Below are 15,736 nucleotides of genomic sequence, written 5' to 3'. Positions count from 1 at the left end.
TGCTGAGCTCAACGCCCGGCCCCGGAAACGGTTGGGTTGGAAGACGCCGGCCGAGGCCCTGGCTAAACTATTGAACGAACACGACGATTCGACAGGTGTTGCAACGATAGCTTGAATCCGCCGCGACAAGAACGCGTTGGATCGACCAGAGAATGGCGTACACCCGGCTGCCGTCGGCTCAGGGAGTCTTCGGCTTCGCCGTGGTCGTCTTCTTCGCTGCCGTCGTCTTGGTGCCCGTGGACTTCGACGCGGTCGACTTGCTCGCGGCGGTCTTCGAAGCAGTGGGCTTCGCCGCGGTCGACTTCGAAGCCGTTGTCTTCTTCGCCGCCGTGGACTTGGTCGCTGTGGTCTTCTTCGCAGCCGTGGTCTTCGCCGCGGTCGTCTTCTTCGCAGGAGCCTTCTTCGCCGCGGGCTTCTTGGCCGGGGCCTTCTTCTTCGCCGGTCCCTTGGCGCGCTTCTCGGCCAGCAGGGTTGCGGCGCGTTCGAGGGTCACGGCTTCGACGGAGTCGTCCTTGCGCAGGGTCGCGTTCGTCTCCCCGTCGGTGACGTAGGGACCGAAGCGACCGTCCTTGACCACGACGGGCTTCTTCGTCTCCGGGTCCTCGCCGAGTTCCTTCAGCGGAGCCGCGGCACGGCGTCCGCCGCGCTGCTTGGGCTCGGCGTAGATCTTCAGCGCCTCGTCGAGGGTGATGTTGAAGATCTGCTCTTCGTCGGTCAGCGACCGGGAGTCCGTGCCCTTCTTCAGGTACGGGCCATAGCGTCCGTTCTGCGCGGTGATGTCCGTGCCCTCTTCGTCCTGACCGACGACGCGCGGCAGACTGAGCAGCTTGAGCGCGGTCTCGAGGTCGATCGTGTCGAGGTTCATCGACTTGAACAGGGATCCGGTGCGCGGCTTCGGCTTCTTGGCGCCTCGCTTCGGCTTCTCCTCGGGTTCGGGAAGCACTTCGGAGACGTAGGGGCCGAACCGGCCGTTCTTCGCCACGATGGTGTGTCCGGTCTCCGGGTCGACGCCGAGTTCGCGGTCCTCTCCGCCCTGGGTCTCGATGAGTTCGGCCGCCTTCGCCGCCGTCAGTTCGTCGGGAGCCAGGTCCTCGGGCACGGAGACCCGCTTCGGGTCCTCGCCCTCGACTCCCGAAACCACCTCGAGGTAGGGGCCGTAGCGGCCCACACGCAGGTTCACGCCCTCGCTGATGGCCACGGTGTTGACCTCACGGGCATCGATATCGCCGAGGTCGTCGACGATCGCCTTGAGCCCTTCACGGTCCTGGGTCTTGCCGCCGAAGTAGAACCCGGCCAACCAGTCATTGCGGTCCTCTTCGCCCATCGCAATCCGGTCGAGTTCGGATTCGAGGTCGGCGGTGAAGGCATAGTCGACGAGCCCTGAGAAGTGCTCCTCGAGCAGACGGACGACGGAGAACGCCAACCAGCTGGGCACGAGCGCATTGCCGCGGGTGGTCACATAGCCGCGATCCTGAATCACGGAGATCGTGGCCGCATAGGTCGAGGGACGTCCGATGCCGAGCTCCTCGAGCTGTTTGACCAGGCTGGCTTCGGTGAAGCGCGGTGGCGGAGCAGTGGTGTGGCCATCGGCTTCGGCCTTGACGACCGACAGCGCCTGGCCCTCTTCGACCTGCGGCAGTCGCGACTCCCCCGACTTCGTGTCGTAGCGGGAGGCGTCAGTGCCCTCCTCATAGGCGGCGAGGAATCCGCGGAAGGTGATGACGGTGCCGCTGGCGCTGAAACCGGCCTCGTGGCCGTCGGCGAGTGCGGCGCTGACCTTGATGGTCGCGGTCTTTCCCTTGGCGTCGGCCATCTGGCTGGCGACGGTGCGCTTCCAGATGAGGTCGTAGAGACGGAATTCGTCCCCGCTGAGCTGCTTGGACACCTGCGCCGGGGTGCGGAAGGAGTCGCCGGAGGGACGGATCGCCTCGTGGGCCTCCTGCGCGGACTTCTGCTTGCTCGCGTACTGGCGCGGCGACTGCGGCACGAATTCGGGACCATAGAGTTCGGTCACCTGTTTGCGGGCGGCGGCGATGGCCTGGCCCGACAGCGCCGAGGAGTCCGTACGCATATACGTGATGTAGCCGTGTTCGTACAGCGATTGGGCGGTGCGCATGGCCTGACGGGCACTCATGCGCAGCTTGCGGCCGGCTTCCTGCTGCAGCGTCGAGGTCGTGAACGGAGCAGCCGGGCGGCGGGAGTAGGGCTTCGACTCCACCGCGGTCACGGTCAGCGCGTCCTTCGCGGTGCCGTTCAGTTCCGTGGCCAGGGCTTCGGCGCGAGCCTGGTCGACGACCGTCGCCGAGGCGGTCTTCAACTGTCCCTTGTCGTCGAAGTCCCGTCCGGAGGCCACCCGTGCCCCATCGAGGGTGGTCAGGTTCGCGGCGAACGGATTCGTCCCGTCGGGCAGACCGAGGTCGAGGTCGAGGTCCCAGTAGTCGGCGGGCACGAACGCCATGCGTTCGCGTTCGCGTTCGACGACGAGACGGGTCGCCACGGACTGCACGCGTCCGGCCGACAGTCCCGCACGGATCTTCCGCCACAGCACGGGTGAGACCTCGTAGCCGTAGAGACGGTCGAGGATGCGGCGGGTCTCCTGCGCATCGACGAGGGATTCGTCGATGTCGCGGGTGTTCTCCAGAGCACGTTCGATCGCCTCGGGCGTGATCTCGTGGAAGACCATGCGCTTGACGGGGATCTTCGGTTTGAGGACTTCGAGCAGGTGCCAAGCGATGGCCTCTCCCTCGCGGTCCTCATCCGTTGCCAGATAGAGTTCGTCGGCGTCCTTGAGCAGACGCTTGAGTTCGGTGACTTTCTTCTTCTTGCCCGGATCGATCCGATAGTAGGGATCGAAGTTGTTGTCGACGTCGACAGCGAACTTTCCGTACGGCCCCTTCTTCATATCGGCGGGCAGCTCCGAGGGTGTGGGCAGGTCGCGGATATGGCCGACGGAGGCCTCGACGTCATAACCGTCGCCGAGGTATCGCACAATCGTTCGCGCCTTCGTCGGAGACTCGACGATGACGAGGCGACGGGGCTTCTTCTCGGTTGTGGTCACGCTTTCACATTCCTCTCACGGCATCAGCTGCCCGCTGCAACGGACGATCCGGCCCAATGTAACACTGTTGTTCGGGCCTGCTCCGCATCGGGCCGACCGGGACGGATACCGGTCGGATTCGATTCGGACACGGCGTCAACGGTTTTCGATCCTATCCCTATTCCTCATCCCGTCCAGTCGCTCAGCTGTCGCCGGGGCCGTTGTCGGGCAGCAGCGCACCCGCCGCGGCCAGGGCTCTGACCTGGGCGACGAGCTGGTCTTCCAGTGCTGTGGAATCGACTTCGAGAAGCTGGGCCAATGCTCCGGCCGTCTGCCGCAGCGTCAGCGTCCCATCCGCCACGGAGACGAATCCGGCCAGCGCGGTGTCGAGGTCGAAGACCTGCCCGAACCCGATCCCCTGTTCCAGGGTGATCGAGCTGGGATCCGGTTGTCCGGGAACGAAATGGCGATGTTCGACGAGGTCGGGTGAGCGAGTGAAGGCGGTCGCCGCGATCTCTTCCGGTCCAGCTGCGGCCAGCCAGGATCGGATCGCGACGATCGTGGTGAGGAAATCGGCGAGTCCATAGGGATTGTTCGCCGGCGCCGAGGTGACTCTCACCCTGGACTTGAACACTCCGTCAGCTGCCCCCGAGACAATGTGATCGGTCGTGGGCGCCTCGTCACCGGCTGCGGAGTCCTCGGAGCCAATCGTTGACACATCGTTATCGGAACGGTTCATGAACACGTACCCGAACACGATCTCGTCCACAGCTCTGGTGGCGAAGTCATCGAGCCATGCGGCCACCGCGTCGTTCCACGCGGCGCTGGCGCGGACGATCCCGCCGTCGCGGATCCACGTCTCTGCGTAGGCGATGGGGTCGAGTGCTTCGCGTTCGATGACGAACACCGAAGTGTCGTCGTCGCTGACCCAGGTCTCCGGTCCGTCGTCCTTCGCCGAGGCGGCCTCCCAGTTTCCGAGGCAGACGCTGCGTCCTCCCGGAGTGAGGTGCGCCGGAATCCGGCTGAACAGTTCCCGGACGAGAGAGTCCCCGGTCATACCGCCGTCCCGGTATTCGAAGGTGGTGTCCGTGCTGCGCGGGGTGATGACGAACGGTGGATTCGACACGAGCAGATCCACAGTGTCACTGAGGGGCTCAAGAAGAGATCCGTGCCGGAATTCGATCGTCGTGACTGCGTTGAGTCCAGCCGAGAGTTCGGCCAGGCGCAGCGCCCGGTGGGAGATGTCGGTGGCGATGACCCTGTCACAGTGGCGAGCCAGCAGCAGGGCTTGGATTCCACACCCGGTGCCGATGTCGGCGGCCACGCCGACACGGTCGCGTGGGGTGATGGACACCAGGGTGCGGCCGGCCCCGCCGAGTCCGAGCACGAACTCGCCGTCGAGGACATCCGGGGTAGTCAGGGTCCCGTGGTCGGCCACGAGGTAGAGGTTCTCGTCTCCGGGACGGAAGCCACGCGGGACACCGACTGGAAGGTCATAGGGGGCCAGCGCGAAGGGGGCGGCGACCTCGTCGTCGGTGACGGTGATCAGTCCCGCCTCGGCGGCGGTGTCGAAGGACTCCCGCAGCAGGGCACGGGCCTCGGTGACCGGGAGGGTGCGGTGGAAGTGGAAGAGCAGCGCAGCACAGGCGGTTGCCCGCTCGGCGACGGTGGAGGTCTTGTCGGCGAGCATTCGGTTGCAGTGGTGGATGGCGGGTGCCGCATTGTTGCGCAGCAGCGCCTCCGAGGCCGCAGCGCCCCAGAACAGGCGCAGCCTAGGTTCGGTGTATCCGGCATGGTAGAGAGTCTCGCCCAAGTGGGCCAACGGCAGATCAGTCACAGAAGAATCCTAACGACTGCGCCATAATTGACCCATGGCCTCCTCTGCTCTCCTCGACATCGTCACCGGTTTCGGTGCCCGGGATGAGCGAATCGTCCACGTCCGCGACATCCCGCAGCGCTTCGAACGAGACGCCGAGTGGCCGGACTGGATCGATGAGGAGCTCAAGCACGCGTGCCATTCCATCGGCGTCGACGCCCTGTGGCAGCATCAGCTCGAAGCGGCGCAGACAGCCCGGGACGGATCCGACGTCGTCATCGCCACCCCCACCGCGTCGGGCAAGTCCTTGGGATTCTGGCTGCCGGTGCTCGAAGCGATCCAATCGACTCGCGGGAAGCTGCGCAGCGCCTCGGCGATCTATATCGCTCCGACGAAGGCCCTGGCCGCCGATCAGCTGGCCAAACTCGAACGGTTCGTCATTCAGGGCATGCGTCCGGCCAGCTACGACGGGGACACCTCGCAGGTCTCGAAAGACTGGGCGCGGCGGCATGCGAACATCATCTTCACCAACCCGGACATGCTCCACCGGTCGGTCCTGCCCCAGCATGAGCGCTTCGTCCGGATGTTCAAGAATCTGCGTTTCATCGTCATCGACGAAGCCCACCGATACCGCGGGGTGTTCGGGTCCCATGTCGCACTCATCCTTCGCCGACTGCTGCGCATCGCCGCCCACTACGGTGCGACACCGGTCGTCATCGGAGCCTCGGCGACGATGGCGGACCCGGACGAGGCCTTTGCGAAGCTGACCGGGCGGGCGGCACATGCGGTGACCGAGGATTCCTCCCCACGAGCCTCCGGCAGCTTCGCTCTGTGGGAGCCTCCGGTGTCTCCGGGCGGGGACCGGCGCAGCGGCCTGGTCGAGGCCGCCGATGTCATCACCGATTCGATGTGCGCAGGCTACCGATCGATCACGTTCATTGCCTCCCGCCGCGGCACCGAGGCCCTCGCGCAGACGGTCCGTGACCAGGTGGGGCAGGTCGACGACTCGCTGACCGGGAAGGTCGCCGCCTACCGGGGCGGGTATCTGGCCGAGGAGCGGAGGATGCTCGAGACCGCACTGCGTTCGGGTCAGCTGCTGGCGGTGGCATCGACGAATGCCCTGGAGTTGGGCATCGACATCTCCGGACTCGACCTCGTCATCATCTCCGGCTGGCCGGGAACTCTGGCATCACTGTGGCAGCAGGCGGGACGAGCGGGGCGAGCCGGACAGCGGTGGATGGCTGTGTTCATCGCCCGTGACGATCCGCTCGATACGTTCGTCGTGCATCATCCCGAAGTCATCTTCGACTCCCCGGTCGATGCCGGGGTCATCCATCCGGGCAACCCGCATGTGCTCTCCGGGCACCTGTGTGCGTCCGCCGCCGAGGTGCCGCTGAAGGCGGGTGACCTCACGCATTTCCCGAACAATTCGCGTGAGGTCATCGACGATCTCGTGGAGAGAAAACTGCTGCGGGCGCGACCGATCGGATGGTTCTGGGCCAAGGATCAGCCCGCGACCGATCTGTCGGATATCCGCGGAGCCGGTGGCGGACAGTTCAGTCTGGTCGAAGCGAGCACCGGGACTCTGCTGGGCACGGTCGACGAGTCGGGAGCACATACGGGTGCCCATCCGGGCGCGGTGTATACGCATCAGGGCGTTGATTTCGCTGTCCTCGATCTCGATCTCGAGGACCGGATCGTCGCCGTCGAACGTGCCGAGGTCGACTATAAGACTCAGCCGCGCTCGCAGACTGAGATCTCTATCGTCGACACGGATGCCCAGCGGGTTCTGCCCTCCGGGGTGGCGGTGTGCAGCGGCACCGTCGACGTCAAGGATCAGGTCGTGGCCTACCGGATGCGGGCCAAGCGGGGTGGAGCGATCATCGCCGAGCACGAACTCGACCTGCCGGAGCGTACCCTGCGGACGCAGGCCGTATGGTGGACGATCCCGCAGAGCGTCCTCGACGAGGCCGAGGTCGTCTCCGGTGATCTGCCCGGAGCCGTCCACGCCGCCGAACATGCTTCGATCGGTCTGCTGCCGCTCTTCGCCGGCTGTGACCGGTGGGATATCGGTGGTGTCTCGACGGCGCTGCATGCCGACACAGGGCTGGCGACGGTGTTCGTCTATGACGGCCTGGCCGGTGGTGCCGGCTTCGCCGCACGCGGCAGTGACGTCATCGAAGAGTGGTTGGGCGCGACCCGGGACGCCATCGCCGCATGTGAGTGCATCGACGGCTGCCCCTCCTGTGTGCAGTCGCCCAAATGCGGCAACGGGAACGAACCTTTGGAGAAGGACGCGGCGCTGCGGCTGCTGCGCTCCGTGCTCAGATAGCGGCTGCCCTGATGGTGAGTTTCACTTCCCGGCGACAGCCTCCTCTCGGACCTTCGGCAAGGGCCCTGGAATGTCCACTTCGATGACGACATAGGCAGATTGTTCGCTCAGTGAGGCTCGGCAGTCCTTCAGGTGACCGCCGTTGCGTTTCGCCACTTCCTTCGCGATCTCGCACGGTTCGCCGGTGGCCAGTCCGCGCACGGAGTCCGCGGCGGCGAGCGCCGCCAGATCAGCGGCACTCTGCGCCCGACTGTGAGCGACGAAGGCCTGGCCCAGGCTGCCGATGGCGGTGACGAGGACGAGCACGATCGAACACAGCCCCACGACGATATTCGTCATGACGGCCCACCCCGGTCTCCCTCGAACCGGGCGGTGGCGTTCGCATCGACGGTGTCGAGGAAGAAGATCGCGGCCGGCAGTTCGATGGTGACGGTGACGACTGAATAGCCGCCATCGGCTCGGACACGTACCGAAGAGGAGTCTCCTGCGTGCTTCTTCGCTTCGGACACGACCGCGGCTTGAGGTTCGCCGCGAGCGATCTCACGTGCTGCAGACCGTGCCGCGTCGAAGGCTCGCAGCTGTGAGAAGCCGACCGCGGCGGCCCCCGCGAGCAGCACGATGAGGAGCACGACAGCGGGCATGACAACGGCGAATTCTGCCGTCGCCGTTCCCGTATCGCGGCCCCGACCTCGCTGCCTCTGACGGGAGCGTCCGCGTGCCACGGCGGTTCAGCTTCCCAATCCGAGTGCCGAGGAGATGACCCCGGTGATGAGTTCCTTGATCGGTTCGGATTTGAGGACCACGACGAGCAGCGCGGCGAATCCGCACGCGGCCAATGTGGTGATCGCGTATTCAGCGGTGGTGGCTCCGGTGTCGGATTCCCAGAACTGTTCGATCGCACTGTGGTCGTCGACCGGTTCGATCTGCTCTGTCGGCGGATCCTCGATCTCCGGGGGCGGTGATGTGGTGGCCATGCTCTCCTCCTTGGCAGCAGCCCGTTCGCACTCTGCGAGCGGACCTTCAGCCTGGGAGTGAGTGCACTGTCGTGTCGAGGGTCGAAATCGGGGCTGTGGAAACGCGTTCTGCGTCCACAGGCTCACGATGTGCGAGTGGAAACGTCGTCCACAGGAAACAGCGTGGGAGTCAGTGCCTCAGGTGTTGCCGGCCCAGTCGTCCCTGAGGATGGCCATGATCACTTCGTCGTGGCGGCGGCCGTTGAAGAAGACGGCTTCACGACGACGGCCCTCTTCGACGAACCCGGCTTTCGCATAGGAGGCGATCCCACGCGTGTTGAACGCCCAAGTCTGCAGCTCGATGCGGTTGAGTCCCAATTGGAGGAACCCGTATTTCACGGCCAGACGCACCGCGTCCGAACCGTAGCCGCGGCCGTGGAATTCGGGGCCGACGACGATGGCCAGAGTTGCGGACTGGTTGATGGGATTGCGTCCGTAGAGCGTGACATGGCCGACGAACTCTTCGGTTTCGGTCAGCTCGATGCTGAAGCCGACTGCTTCGCTCGAGGTGTTCGCACTCCACTGGGAGAACTGTTCGGACACACCCCCTTCTGGTCGCGGCAGAACCGTGTGGTTCTGCAGAACGACGATCGAGGGGTCGAACCACCATTGTTCGAGGTAGGGCAGGTCCTCCTCGCGCAGAGGACGCAGTCGCACGGATCGACCGACGAAGAGGTTCTCGGCGTAGTCTTCGGCCTGTTCGACATTGGACAGCTGATTGAAGGGTGTGACCGGTGCCATGCCTCGAGCTTATCGGTCGAGCCTGAAAATCAGGTCACCACTCTTTCAGGAACTGGTGAATGCTCCGGAACAGAGCCCGTCAGCACGATTTGGTCAGCACGATGCTGAGCGCTCGGAGCGACACTGAACACCGAACACCGAACACCGAACACCCCAGGATCGTGTTGGGGCTTCAGAAGAACACGGTCGTGATGTCGGAGAGCAGGGAGATGACGACCGGGACCACGGAGAGCAACAGGAACGCCGGCAGGATGCACACGCCCAAGGGCAGCACCAGCTGGACACCCAATGAGGCGGCGGCTTCCTGCCGCCGCCTGCGGGAGGACGCTCGCAGCTCCTCGGCCACTGACTCGATGAGGGGAGCCGGGCCGACACCGGTGTGTTCGGAGAACTCGAAGACCTCGAGCACCGGCAGCAGACGGTCGTCATCAGCGAGTCGGCGTCCTCCGATCGTCATCGCTCGGGCGATCCTCTGCAGGCCCGATCGGTCGTCGGTCGCCTCGGCGGTCAGGTTCAGCGCCACGGGAATCGGCAGTCCCGAGGTCAGGCAGATCGCCACCAAATCGAGGTCGAAAGCCAGCTGATCATCCGCCACCGCCCCCGCCGTCCTCGGAGTTCCCGCTTCCGGGGTGGCCGCCTCGGTGCCGGTGGGATCGGTCCCTGCCCCGCCGAGGAGATTCTGCAGCCTCTCGCGGGTCGATCCGGACCACAGCAGCACGCTGAGTCCGACACAGGCACCGATGAGGACGAAGAGCATGGTCATCTCTGTGCTCGCAGCATCATCGTCCGCATCCACCATCGGCCGACCCCATACAGGAGGAGGCCGAGACCGATGCTCAGCTGTCCCGGCAGCCCGGTGATGAGCTCGAGTGGTCTGACTCCGATGAGCAGGCCGAGACCGACGCCGATGAGCGGCAGCCAGCTGAGCACTCTCACCGTCGACTGCGGTCCGGCCATGGCGATGCGGCGTTCGCGTTCGGCGTCGAGCGCGTCTCTCTGAGCTGCCGCATAGCGCAGGATCATCTCCGCGGCGGGGGCCCCGGAGCGTTCGGACACCGTCCACACGGCGGCCATCCCGGACAGCACCTGAGCGGCGGTCTCCGACAAGGCGCTGCTGCGGGTGGCGATGGCCCGTCCGGGTTGCTCACCCAACGTGATCGCGCGTGAGATCGGGGCCAGTGCTTCATGGCGGCGGCTCAGGGTCGCCATCACCGCCTGCGGGGTCATCCCCACTTTGAGCAGGTGGGCGCAGTGCTCGACGGCGGCGATCGCCCACAGCCGTTCGGCCTGGTCATCGCTGGTGTGGCCGCCTCGGCGAAAGAGGGCACGCACAGTCTTCTGCACCGGTTCGTCCTCCTCCGTACGGTGCAGGAGTTCGCGCAGCCTGGCACCGGGGTCAGGAGGGGCGGCGAGGACGATCCCGACTGCGACGAGGACGGCGGTGAGGACGATCATTGTGCGGATTTCTGTTCGAGCACGGCCTCGAACCGCGCCAGGGCACGACGATTGACGGTGCCCGTCGTCGAGGGCGACGGGCGGCCCCACACCGGTTCCATCACCACGCCCTCGACGCCGGTCCGGGTCGGGATCGCCAGCTCTGTGATACCCCGTTCGGAGCCGGTCCGGCGCAGGTGGATGACGAGGTCGATGGCAGTGGAGAACTGCGAATACACAGCGTCCGGACCCATCTTCGCCAACGCCCCGAGCGCGGCCACCCGGCTGGGCACGGCATCGGCGGTATTCGCGTGGATCGTCGCACAACCGCCTTCATGTCCGGTGTTGAGCGCGGTGAGCATGTCCCTGACCTCGGCACCGCGGCATTCCCCGACCACGAGGCGGTCGGGCCGCATCCGCAGGGCGTTTCGCACGAGGTCGGTCAGCGTCACTTCGCCGCCGCCTTCGACATTGGCCTGGCGGGCTGCGAGCTGGACTGTGTGCGGGTGCGCCACGATGAGTTCGCGGGAGTCTTCGACGATGACGATGCGCTGGATGTCGTCGACGAGGGAGAGCAGAGCGCCGAGGAGGACGGTCTTCCCGGTCCCCGTTCCGCCGGAGATGAGGATGTTCGCCCGGGAGACGACCGCCTCGGTGAGCAGCGGGCTGATCTCATCGGGGACGAACCCTTCGGCGCAGAGTTGGGAGAACGGGAACCCGGAGCGTTTGGGCACGCGGAAGCTGATCGTCGTCGTCTCGCCGGAGATCGGTGGGACGATCGCGTTCATCCGGACCCCGTCGGGCAGGCGGACATCGACATACGGGCTCGAATCGTCGAGGCGGCGTCCGCCGAGTGCTGCCAACCGCACCGCCAAGGACCGCACCTCCTCTTCGGATCCCAGCGACAGGTCGAGCAGCTGGGGCCCGTCACCGGTGTCGGCGAAGATCTCGCGGGGTCCGTTGACGAACACGTCCGTGGTGCCGGCCACCTCGAGTACTGACTGCAGGGGGCCGGCCCCGGACAGCTGCGCGGACAGCCGGGTGACGAGCTCGAGCAGGGCGGACGAACCGAGGACGCGCCCGGTGCGTTGGACCGCCTCGGCGACGGCGGCCGTGGTCACCGGTCCCGGTTTGTCGAGCAGGGTCTTGCGGACATCGGCGACCAGCGAGGCGTCGAGCCATTCGCTCATTCCACCCACTCCCCCAGCAGGCGGTCGACGAGGCGGCCGAGGTGCGCCCCTCCCGGGATCCCCTCGCCACGATCGACGGCGGCCGACAGTCCCCGATCATCACGGATGCTCCCGGCCAGGCTCAGTCCGATGGATTCGGCGAGGAGGTCGGCGTCGAGGCCGCCTGCCCCGGTTTCACGGACGACGAGGCGCACATCCGGGTGGGCGTGGGAGAGCCGTTTGGCGACTTGGGAAGAGGCGACGGCGGACCGGACCCGGGCCGGAGAGACGAGGAGGACATGATGGCAGCGCCTGGTCCACTGCGGTGGGGCGTGACGGGGCAGGTCGACGATGACGAGGTCGAAGGCCTGACCGGCCGCGGCAAGGAAGTCGTCGAAGACGTCCGGGTCGAGGTCGACGGTGTCGTCCCGGCCCCAGGACAGCAGGGCGAGTCCGTCGTGGCGGGGCAGCGCATCGGCCAGGGTGGAGGGGCGCAGCTGTCCGCGGGAGGCGCTGAGGTCGGTCCACCGGGGTCCGGGCACCTGTTCTGCGCCGAGAACGAGGTCGAGTCCCCCGCCGAGCGGGTCGGCGTCGACGAGGACGGTGCTGCTTTCGGCTCCGGCCCGTCGGGCGAGTGCGCATGCGAGCACGGAGGCACCAGCACCGCCGCAGCCGGCGACCACGCCGACCGTGGTTCCGGGAGCTGTCGGTGGTTCGACGGCGGCGATCATCCGCCCGCTCAGCCATTCCGCGGCGGCGGGGAGAACGGCGAGCTGGTCGACGCCGAGGTGGGCGGCTCTCGCCCAGGTCGAGGAGGGTTCGTCATCGTCGAGGACGACGAGGATCTTGTCTGCACGGTCGGTGGCGGGGGCTTCGCGGACGTCCTCGCCCAGGAGGATGAGCGAGGCGGACTGCCAGCCTCCGGAGTCGGGAGGCAGGACGGTGAGGGAGATCCCGATGCTTTCGGCCACTCGGGCGCATTCTTCGGTGATTGCGCCGAGGTCGGTGATGAGGGCTACCTGCATGCGTCGAAGCCTGCCCGCCGGGTACACGGGCCTGCTAGGTCGAGACGTCGGCCTGTGGAGGGAATGACGAAGGGGCGCCTCCTGTGAGGTCAAGTCACAGGAGGCGCCCCTTCAAGTCCGCCCTGGGCTTTCACCCCTGGTCAGCCGTGGTGTTCACCGTCCACGCCTGCCGGAGGTGAGGACCAGGGACCACCCCGGGCAGACTCTCGCGTCCACAGCGTGGGCGTTCGAGTCGGCGGGTGGCGAATCAGCCGCGCTGGATTCCTTCGATATTGCGCAGGAGACCTGTGGTGCTGCCGTCGGAGTCGCGGACCTTGAACCAGGATCCGTTGTCCTCGAGGCTGAGGTACCAGTCCCCGGGGTAGATCGTAAACACCGGCATTCCGGTGGTCTCGTCCACGGCTTCACGCGGTTCGGGAACGGCGAACCAGAATGCCTGGATGATGGGGCGTCCACCGTCCTGGTTCTGCCCACCGTCGGGCTGGTTCTGACCGGCATCGGCGGGCACCGGCTGGTTGTCGACAGCCGTCTGTGCCATGGTCTCGTCGTTCGACCGGCCTGCGCCCCCGTCGGTCTCCGGACGGTTGGCGTAGTCGGCGACGGGAACGTACTGAGTCGGCTCCTCGCTTTCGGGAGCAGTGGCCCGCTCCGAACGGGTGGCCGGCTCCATCACGGCAGTCGCCTGCTGGTCTTCATCCGCAGCCGCCTTGTCTTCAGCTGTGGATCTGTCATCGGCCGTGGACTGGTCGTCTGGCACAACCTTGCCGTCTGCCGGGGTGCTGACGACGGTGGCGTCAGTGGAGCGGATGTTCGCGTCGTCGTTCGGCCCCCGTGCAGCGGAGCCGTCGGACGAAGCCGGGGACTCCGATGGCGAAGCCTGCGTCTCCGAAGCTGCCGAAGTCGCATTCTCCGATGCGTCGCCTGCCGACACCTGATCGGCAGCGGTCGAGGGTGTCGCGTCCGAGTCCGCGGCGGTCGCGTTCGCACCATCAGCGGCATTCGTGTCCGATGACTTTGCGTTGACCTTGGAGACCAGGTCGCTGCTCTCGGCCGGTGACACGGCCCTCGGGGTCTCGTCTTCCGACGTCGAGGCGGCCGTGGCCCTGTCTGCAGTCGCACCCGCGTGCGCCTCATCCTTCTGAGGAGCCGATGCAGTGTCGGTCGGGTCCGCGCCGGCCCCAGTCTCGGGTGCGGAATGGCGGCCGCGGCGACGTTCGGAATCCGAATGAGCAGCGGCGACACCGGCGGCCCCGGCGCCGATCACACCAGCGCCTGCAGCAGCGGCCGCAGCACCCGAGTGTGGCTTGTCGTCGGACTCGACCGCCTGGGCGTCGGATCCAGGTGCCTGGGCATTGGACTCGTCGGCCTGGCTGCCGGTCGCGGTTGGCTCATCGCCGGTTGCTGTGGGCTGGTCGCTGAGCGCATCAGCTTGCGGCCGGCCGGCTCCGACGCCGAATGCCTGAGTCGGTTCACTCTGAGAATTCTGCGGGGCATCCGAATCGCGACGGCCCAGGTAGGTCTGTCCGTCACCGGTGCTGTGGACCGGTCCGTCGTCCGACGGCTGGTCCGAGGTCGGACCCTGGAGTTCCGGCGAAGCAGCTTCGGCAGCAGGTGCGGCGAAGGAGCTGGCTGAACGTTCTGCCGCCTGTTCCTCCGGCGGAGCGTAGGGACTGGGCTGACCGGACTGTGCGGAGGGCTGGGCCTGCTGCTCGGGTGCCGCAGACTGGTTCTGACCGAACTGGTCTGCACCCGACTGAGCAGTCTGTGCAGGCTGGCCCGACTGTCCGGGCGCACCGAACTGGTCCGGCCCTCCCGGGGCGCCGAACTGGGCGGGCTGCCCGGGCTGTCCCGGAGCGCCGAATTGAGCAGGTCGGCCTGACTGTCCCGGTCCGCCCGGCTGACCGGGTCCCGGCTGACCGGCACCGACCGGAGCCGAACCATAGGGCGCGAATCCGGGGGCGCCGACACCCGGACCACTGGCACCGGGCACATTCGCTACCGGCGCCGGATGCTGGGTGTGTTTGGTGACGGGGCGAGCCTTCGGATGGGTTTCGTTGTCCTCGCGTCCGGCGAACTCCTTGGCGAAGAACGGCAGCATCGTGAACACCCCGGCGAAGAACGCGATGAGCGCAGCGAAGAACGTCAGGTAGGAGCCGATATGCCAGTAGACCGCCGAGGTGAGCAGGTCGATGAATCCATAGGTGAAGGCGATCGCAGAGAGCACCGAGATGAACTGGTCGAGGCTGAGAGATCCGACCCGCAGTCGGCCGTTGCCGAGCTTGTTGACGAGCACTGCCGCCACGACGAGCAGGAGCGTGAGCACAGCGAACACGAGTGCGCCCATGTCCGCGACGTTCCAGTGCCACAGAGTGGTGGTCTCACGACCGAAGCCGTAGCTGTAACCGCGGTAAGGCACGAACAGTGCGATGAAGGCGAGCAGACCTGCGAAGAGAAGGAAGAGGTCACGCAGCGTCAGCGGTCCGAGAATTCCCGGACCTGACTTCTGTTTCGGCGCGGGTGCCTGACCGAATTGGCCGGGCGCCGAACCGTAGGGTCCCGGCGCCGAACCATATTGTCCCGGAGCAGACCCGTAGGGGCCGGGACCCGATCCGTACTGAGCCGGGGCAGACCCGTAGGGTCCCTGTGGTCCGGCAGGGTGCCCGGGAGCAGAACCGTAGGGGCCCGGTGCGGAACCATAAGCCGGTCCGGGAGCCGAACCGAACTGCCCCGGTCCCGAACCGTAGGCCGGCGGCTGGCCACCGGGCTGCTGAGCGTTCTGGCCTGGGTGCTGCGGGGGCTGATCCTGCCACGGCTGTGGCCCGGACCCGGTTGGATGCTGCGGCGAACTCATCGCTGACTCCAGTCGATCTCGGGGAAAAGCTATCAGTGTTTCCGTGTCCGCGCGGGACGGATCCCGACAGACTCTGACCCCATCCTTGCAGAACACAGGCCTCCTGTGCACTCATATGCGCATTCTCAGGCACGTCGAATACCCGTCGATCCCCCGCCGAGGCGGCCCTTCGTTCCCCACTGCACCATTGAACCCATGTGATCCATACCACGACAACTGCGTGATGGCTACCCCCGATTTCCCCGTTCATCGACTGAAACTGCGCTCCGCTGCCCCCGATCACCGGTATACAGTGCTACTAGAATTTTCGATCCACCA

Annotated in this window: 12 protein-coding genes; 1 reads left to right on the top strand and 11 read right to left on the bottom strand. The window is 66.4% G+C overall.

Annotation, left to right across the window (positions count from 1 at the left end; genetic code table 11):
* Window positions 1-178: 178 nt before the first annotated feature.
* Together topA and EB835_RS19000 are read right to left on the bottom strand one after the other, a co-directional pair.
* Complete coding sequence (topA, locus tag EB835_RS19005) at window positions 179-3,058, bottom strand: type I DNA topoisomerase (protein WP_135811008.1); 2,880 nt, start codon at window positions 3,056-3,058, stop codon at window positions 179-181.
* A 181-nt stretch (window positions 3,059-3,239) separates the two neighbouring features.
* Window positions 3,240-4,874 carry a methyltransferase gene (locus tag EB835_RS19000; protein ID WP_240688862.1) on the bottom strand — a complete coding sequence of 545 codons (1,635 nt, stop codon included), beginning with the start codon at window positions 4,872-4,874 and terminating at the stop codon, window positions 3,240-3,242.
* A 34-nt stretch (window positions 4,875-4,908) separates the two neighbouring features.
* Between EB835_RS19000 and EB835_RS18995 the strand changes: the two genes are divergently transcribed.
* Window positions 4,909-7,185 carry a DEAD/DEAH box helicase gene (locus EB835_RS18995; RefSeq protein ID WP_135811007.1) on the top strand — a complete coding sequence of 759 codons (2,277 nt, stop codon included), beginning with the start codon at window positions 4,909-4,911 and terminating at the stop codon, window positions 7,183-7,185.
* A gap of 21 nt (window positions 7,186-7,206) precedes the next feature.
* Here EB835_RS18995 and EB835_RS18990 read toward each other — a convergent pair whose 3' ends face one another.
* From EB835_RS18990 to EB835_RS18950, 9 genes are all read right to left on the bottom strand, one after another.
* Entirely contained in the window at window positions 7,207-7,524 is a 318-nt protein-coding gene (locus EB835_RS18990) for an Rv3654c family TadE-like protein (protein WP_135811006.1), read from the bottom strand.
* Window positions 7,521-7,907 carry a TadE family protein gene (locus EB835_RS18985; protein WP_135811005.1) on the bottom strand — a complete coding sequence of 129 codons (387 nt, stop codon included), beginning with the start codon at window positions 7,905-7,907 and terminating at the stop codon, window positions 7,521-7,523. The genes EB835_RS18990 and EB835_RS18985 overlap by 4 nt, the downstream gene beginning before the upstream one ends.
* A 6-nt stretch (window positions 7,908-7,913) precedes the next feature.
* On the bottom strand, window positions 7,914-8,159 hold the full coding sequence (locus tag EB835_RS18980; RefSeq protein ID WP_135811004.1) for a DUF4244 domain-containing protein: 246 nt from the start codon (window positions 8,157-8,159) through the stop codon (window positions 7,914-7,916).
* A gap of 177 nt (window positions 8,160-8,336) precedes the next feature.
* A complete protein-coding gene (locus tag EB835_RS18975) occupies window positions 8,337-8,939 on the bottom strand; it encodes a GNAT family N-acetyltransferase (RefSeq protein ID WP_135811003.1) in 603 nt (200 codons plus the stop codon).
* 172 nt (window positions 8,940-9,111) lie between these two features.
* Window positions 9,112-9,702 (bottom strand): type II secretion system F family protein, encoded by a 591-nt coding sequence (locus EB835_RS18970; protein ID WP_240688860.1) that lies wholly within the window; start codon window positions 9,700-9,702, stop codon window positions 9,112-9,114.
* On the bottom strand, window positions 9,699-10,394 hold the full coding sequence (locus tag EB835_RS18965; RefSeq protein ID WP_135811002.1) for a type II secretion system F family protein: 696 nt from the start codon (window positions 10,392-10,394) through the stop codon (window positions 9,699-9,701). Before EB835_RS18965 ends, EB835_RS18970 begins: the two co-directional genes overlap by 4 nt.
* On the bottom strand, window positions 10,391-11,563 hold the full coding sequence (locus EB835_RS18960; protein WP_135811001.1) for a TadA family conjugal transfer-associated ATPase: 1,173 nt from the start codon (window positions 11,561-11,563) through the stop codon (window positions 10,391-10,393). The genes EB835_RS18965 and EB835_RS18960 overlap by 4 nt, the downstream gene beginning before the upstream one ends.
* Window positions 11,560-12,567: a septum site-determining protein Ssd gene (ssd, locus tag EB835_RS18955; protein WP_135811000.1), complete on the bottom strand. Its 1,008-nt coding sequence runs from the start codon at window positions 12,565-12,567 to the stop codon at window positions 11,560-11,562. The genes EB835_RS18960 and ssd overlap by 4 nt, the downstream gene beginning before the upstream one ends.
* A gap of 247 nt (window positions 12,568-12,814) precedes the next feature.
* Window positions 12,815-15,418 (bottom strand): hypothetical protein, encoded by a 2,604-nt coding sequence (locus EB835_RS18950; protein ID WP_135810999.1) that lies wholly within the window; start codon window positions 15,416-15,418, stop codon window positions 12,815-12,817.
* Window positions 15,419-15,736 lie beyond the last annotated feature (318 nt).

The organism is Brevibacterium sp. S22 (genome assembly GCF_004745485.1).
GTDB lineage: Bacteria > Actinomycetota > Actinomycetes > Actinomycetales > Brevibacteriaceae > Brevibacterium.
This window is presented reverse-complemented; position numbering and strand designations above follow the sequence as displayed.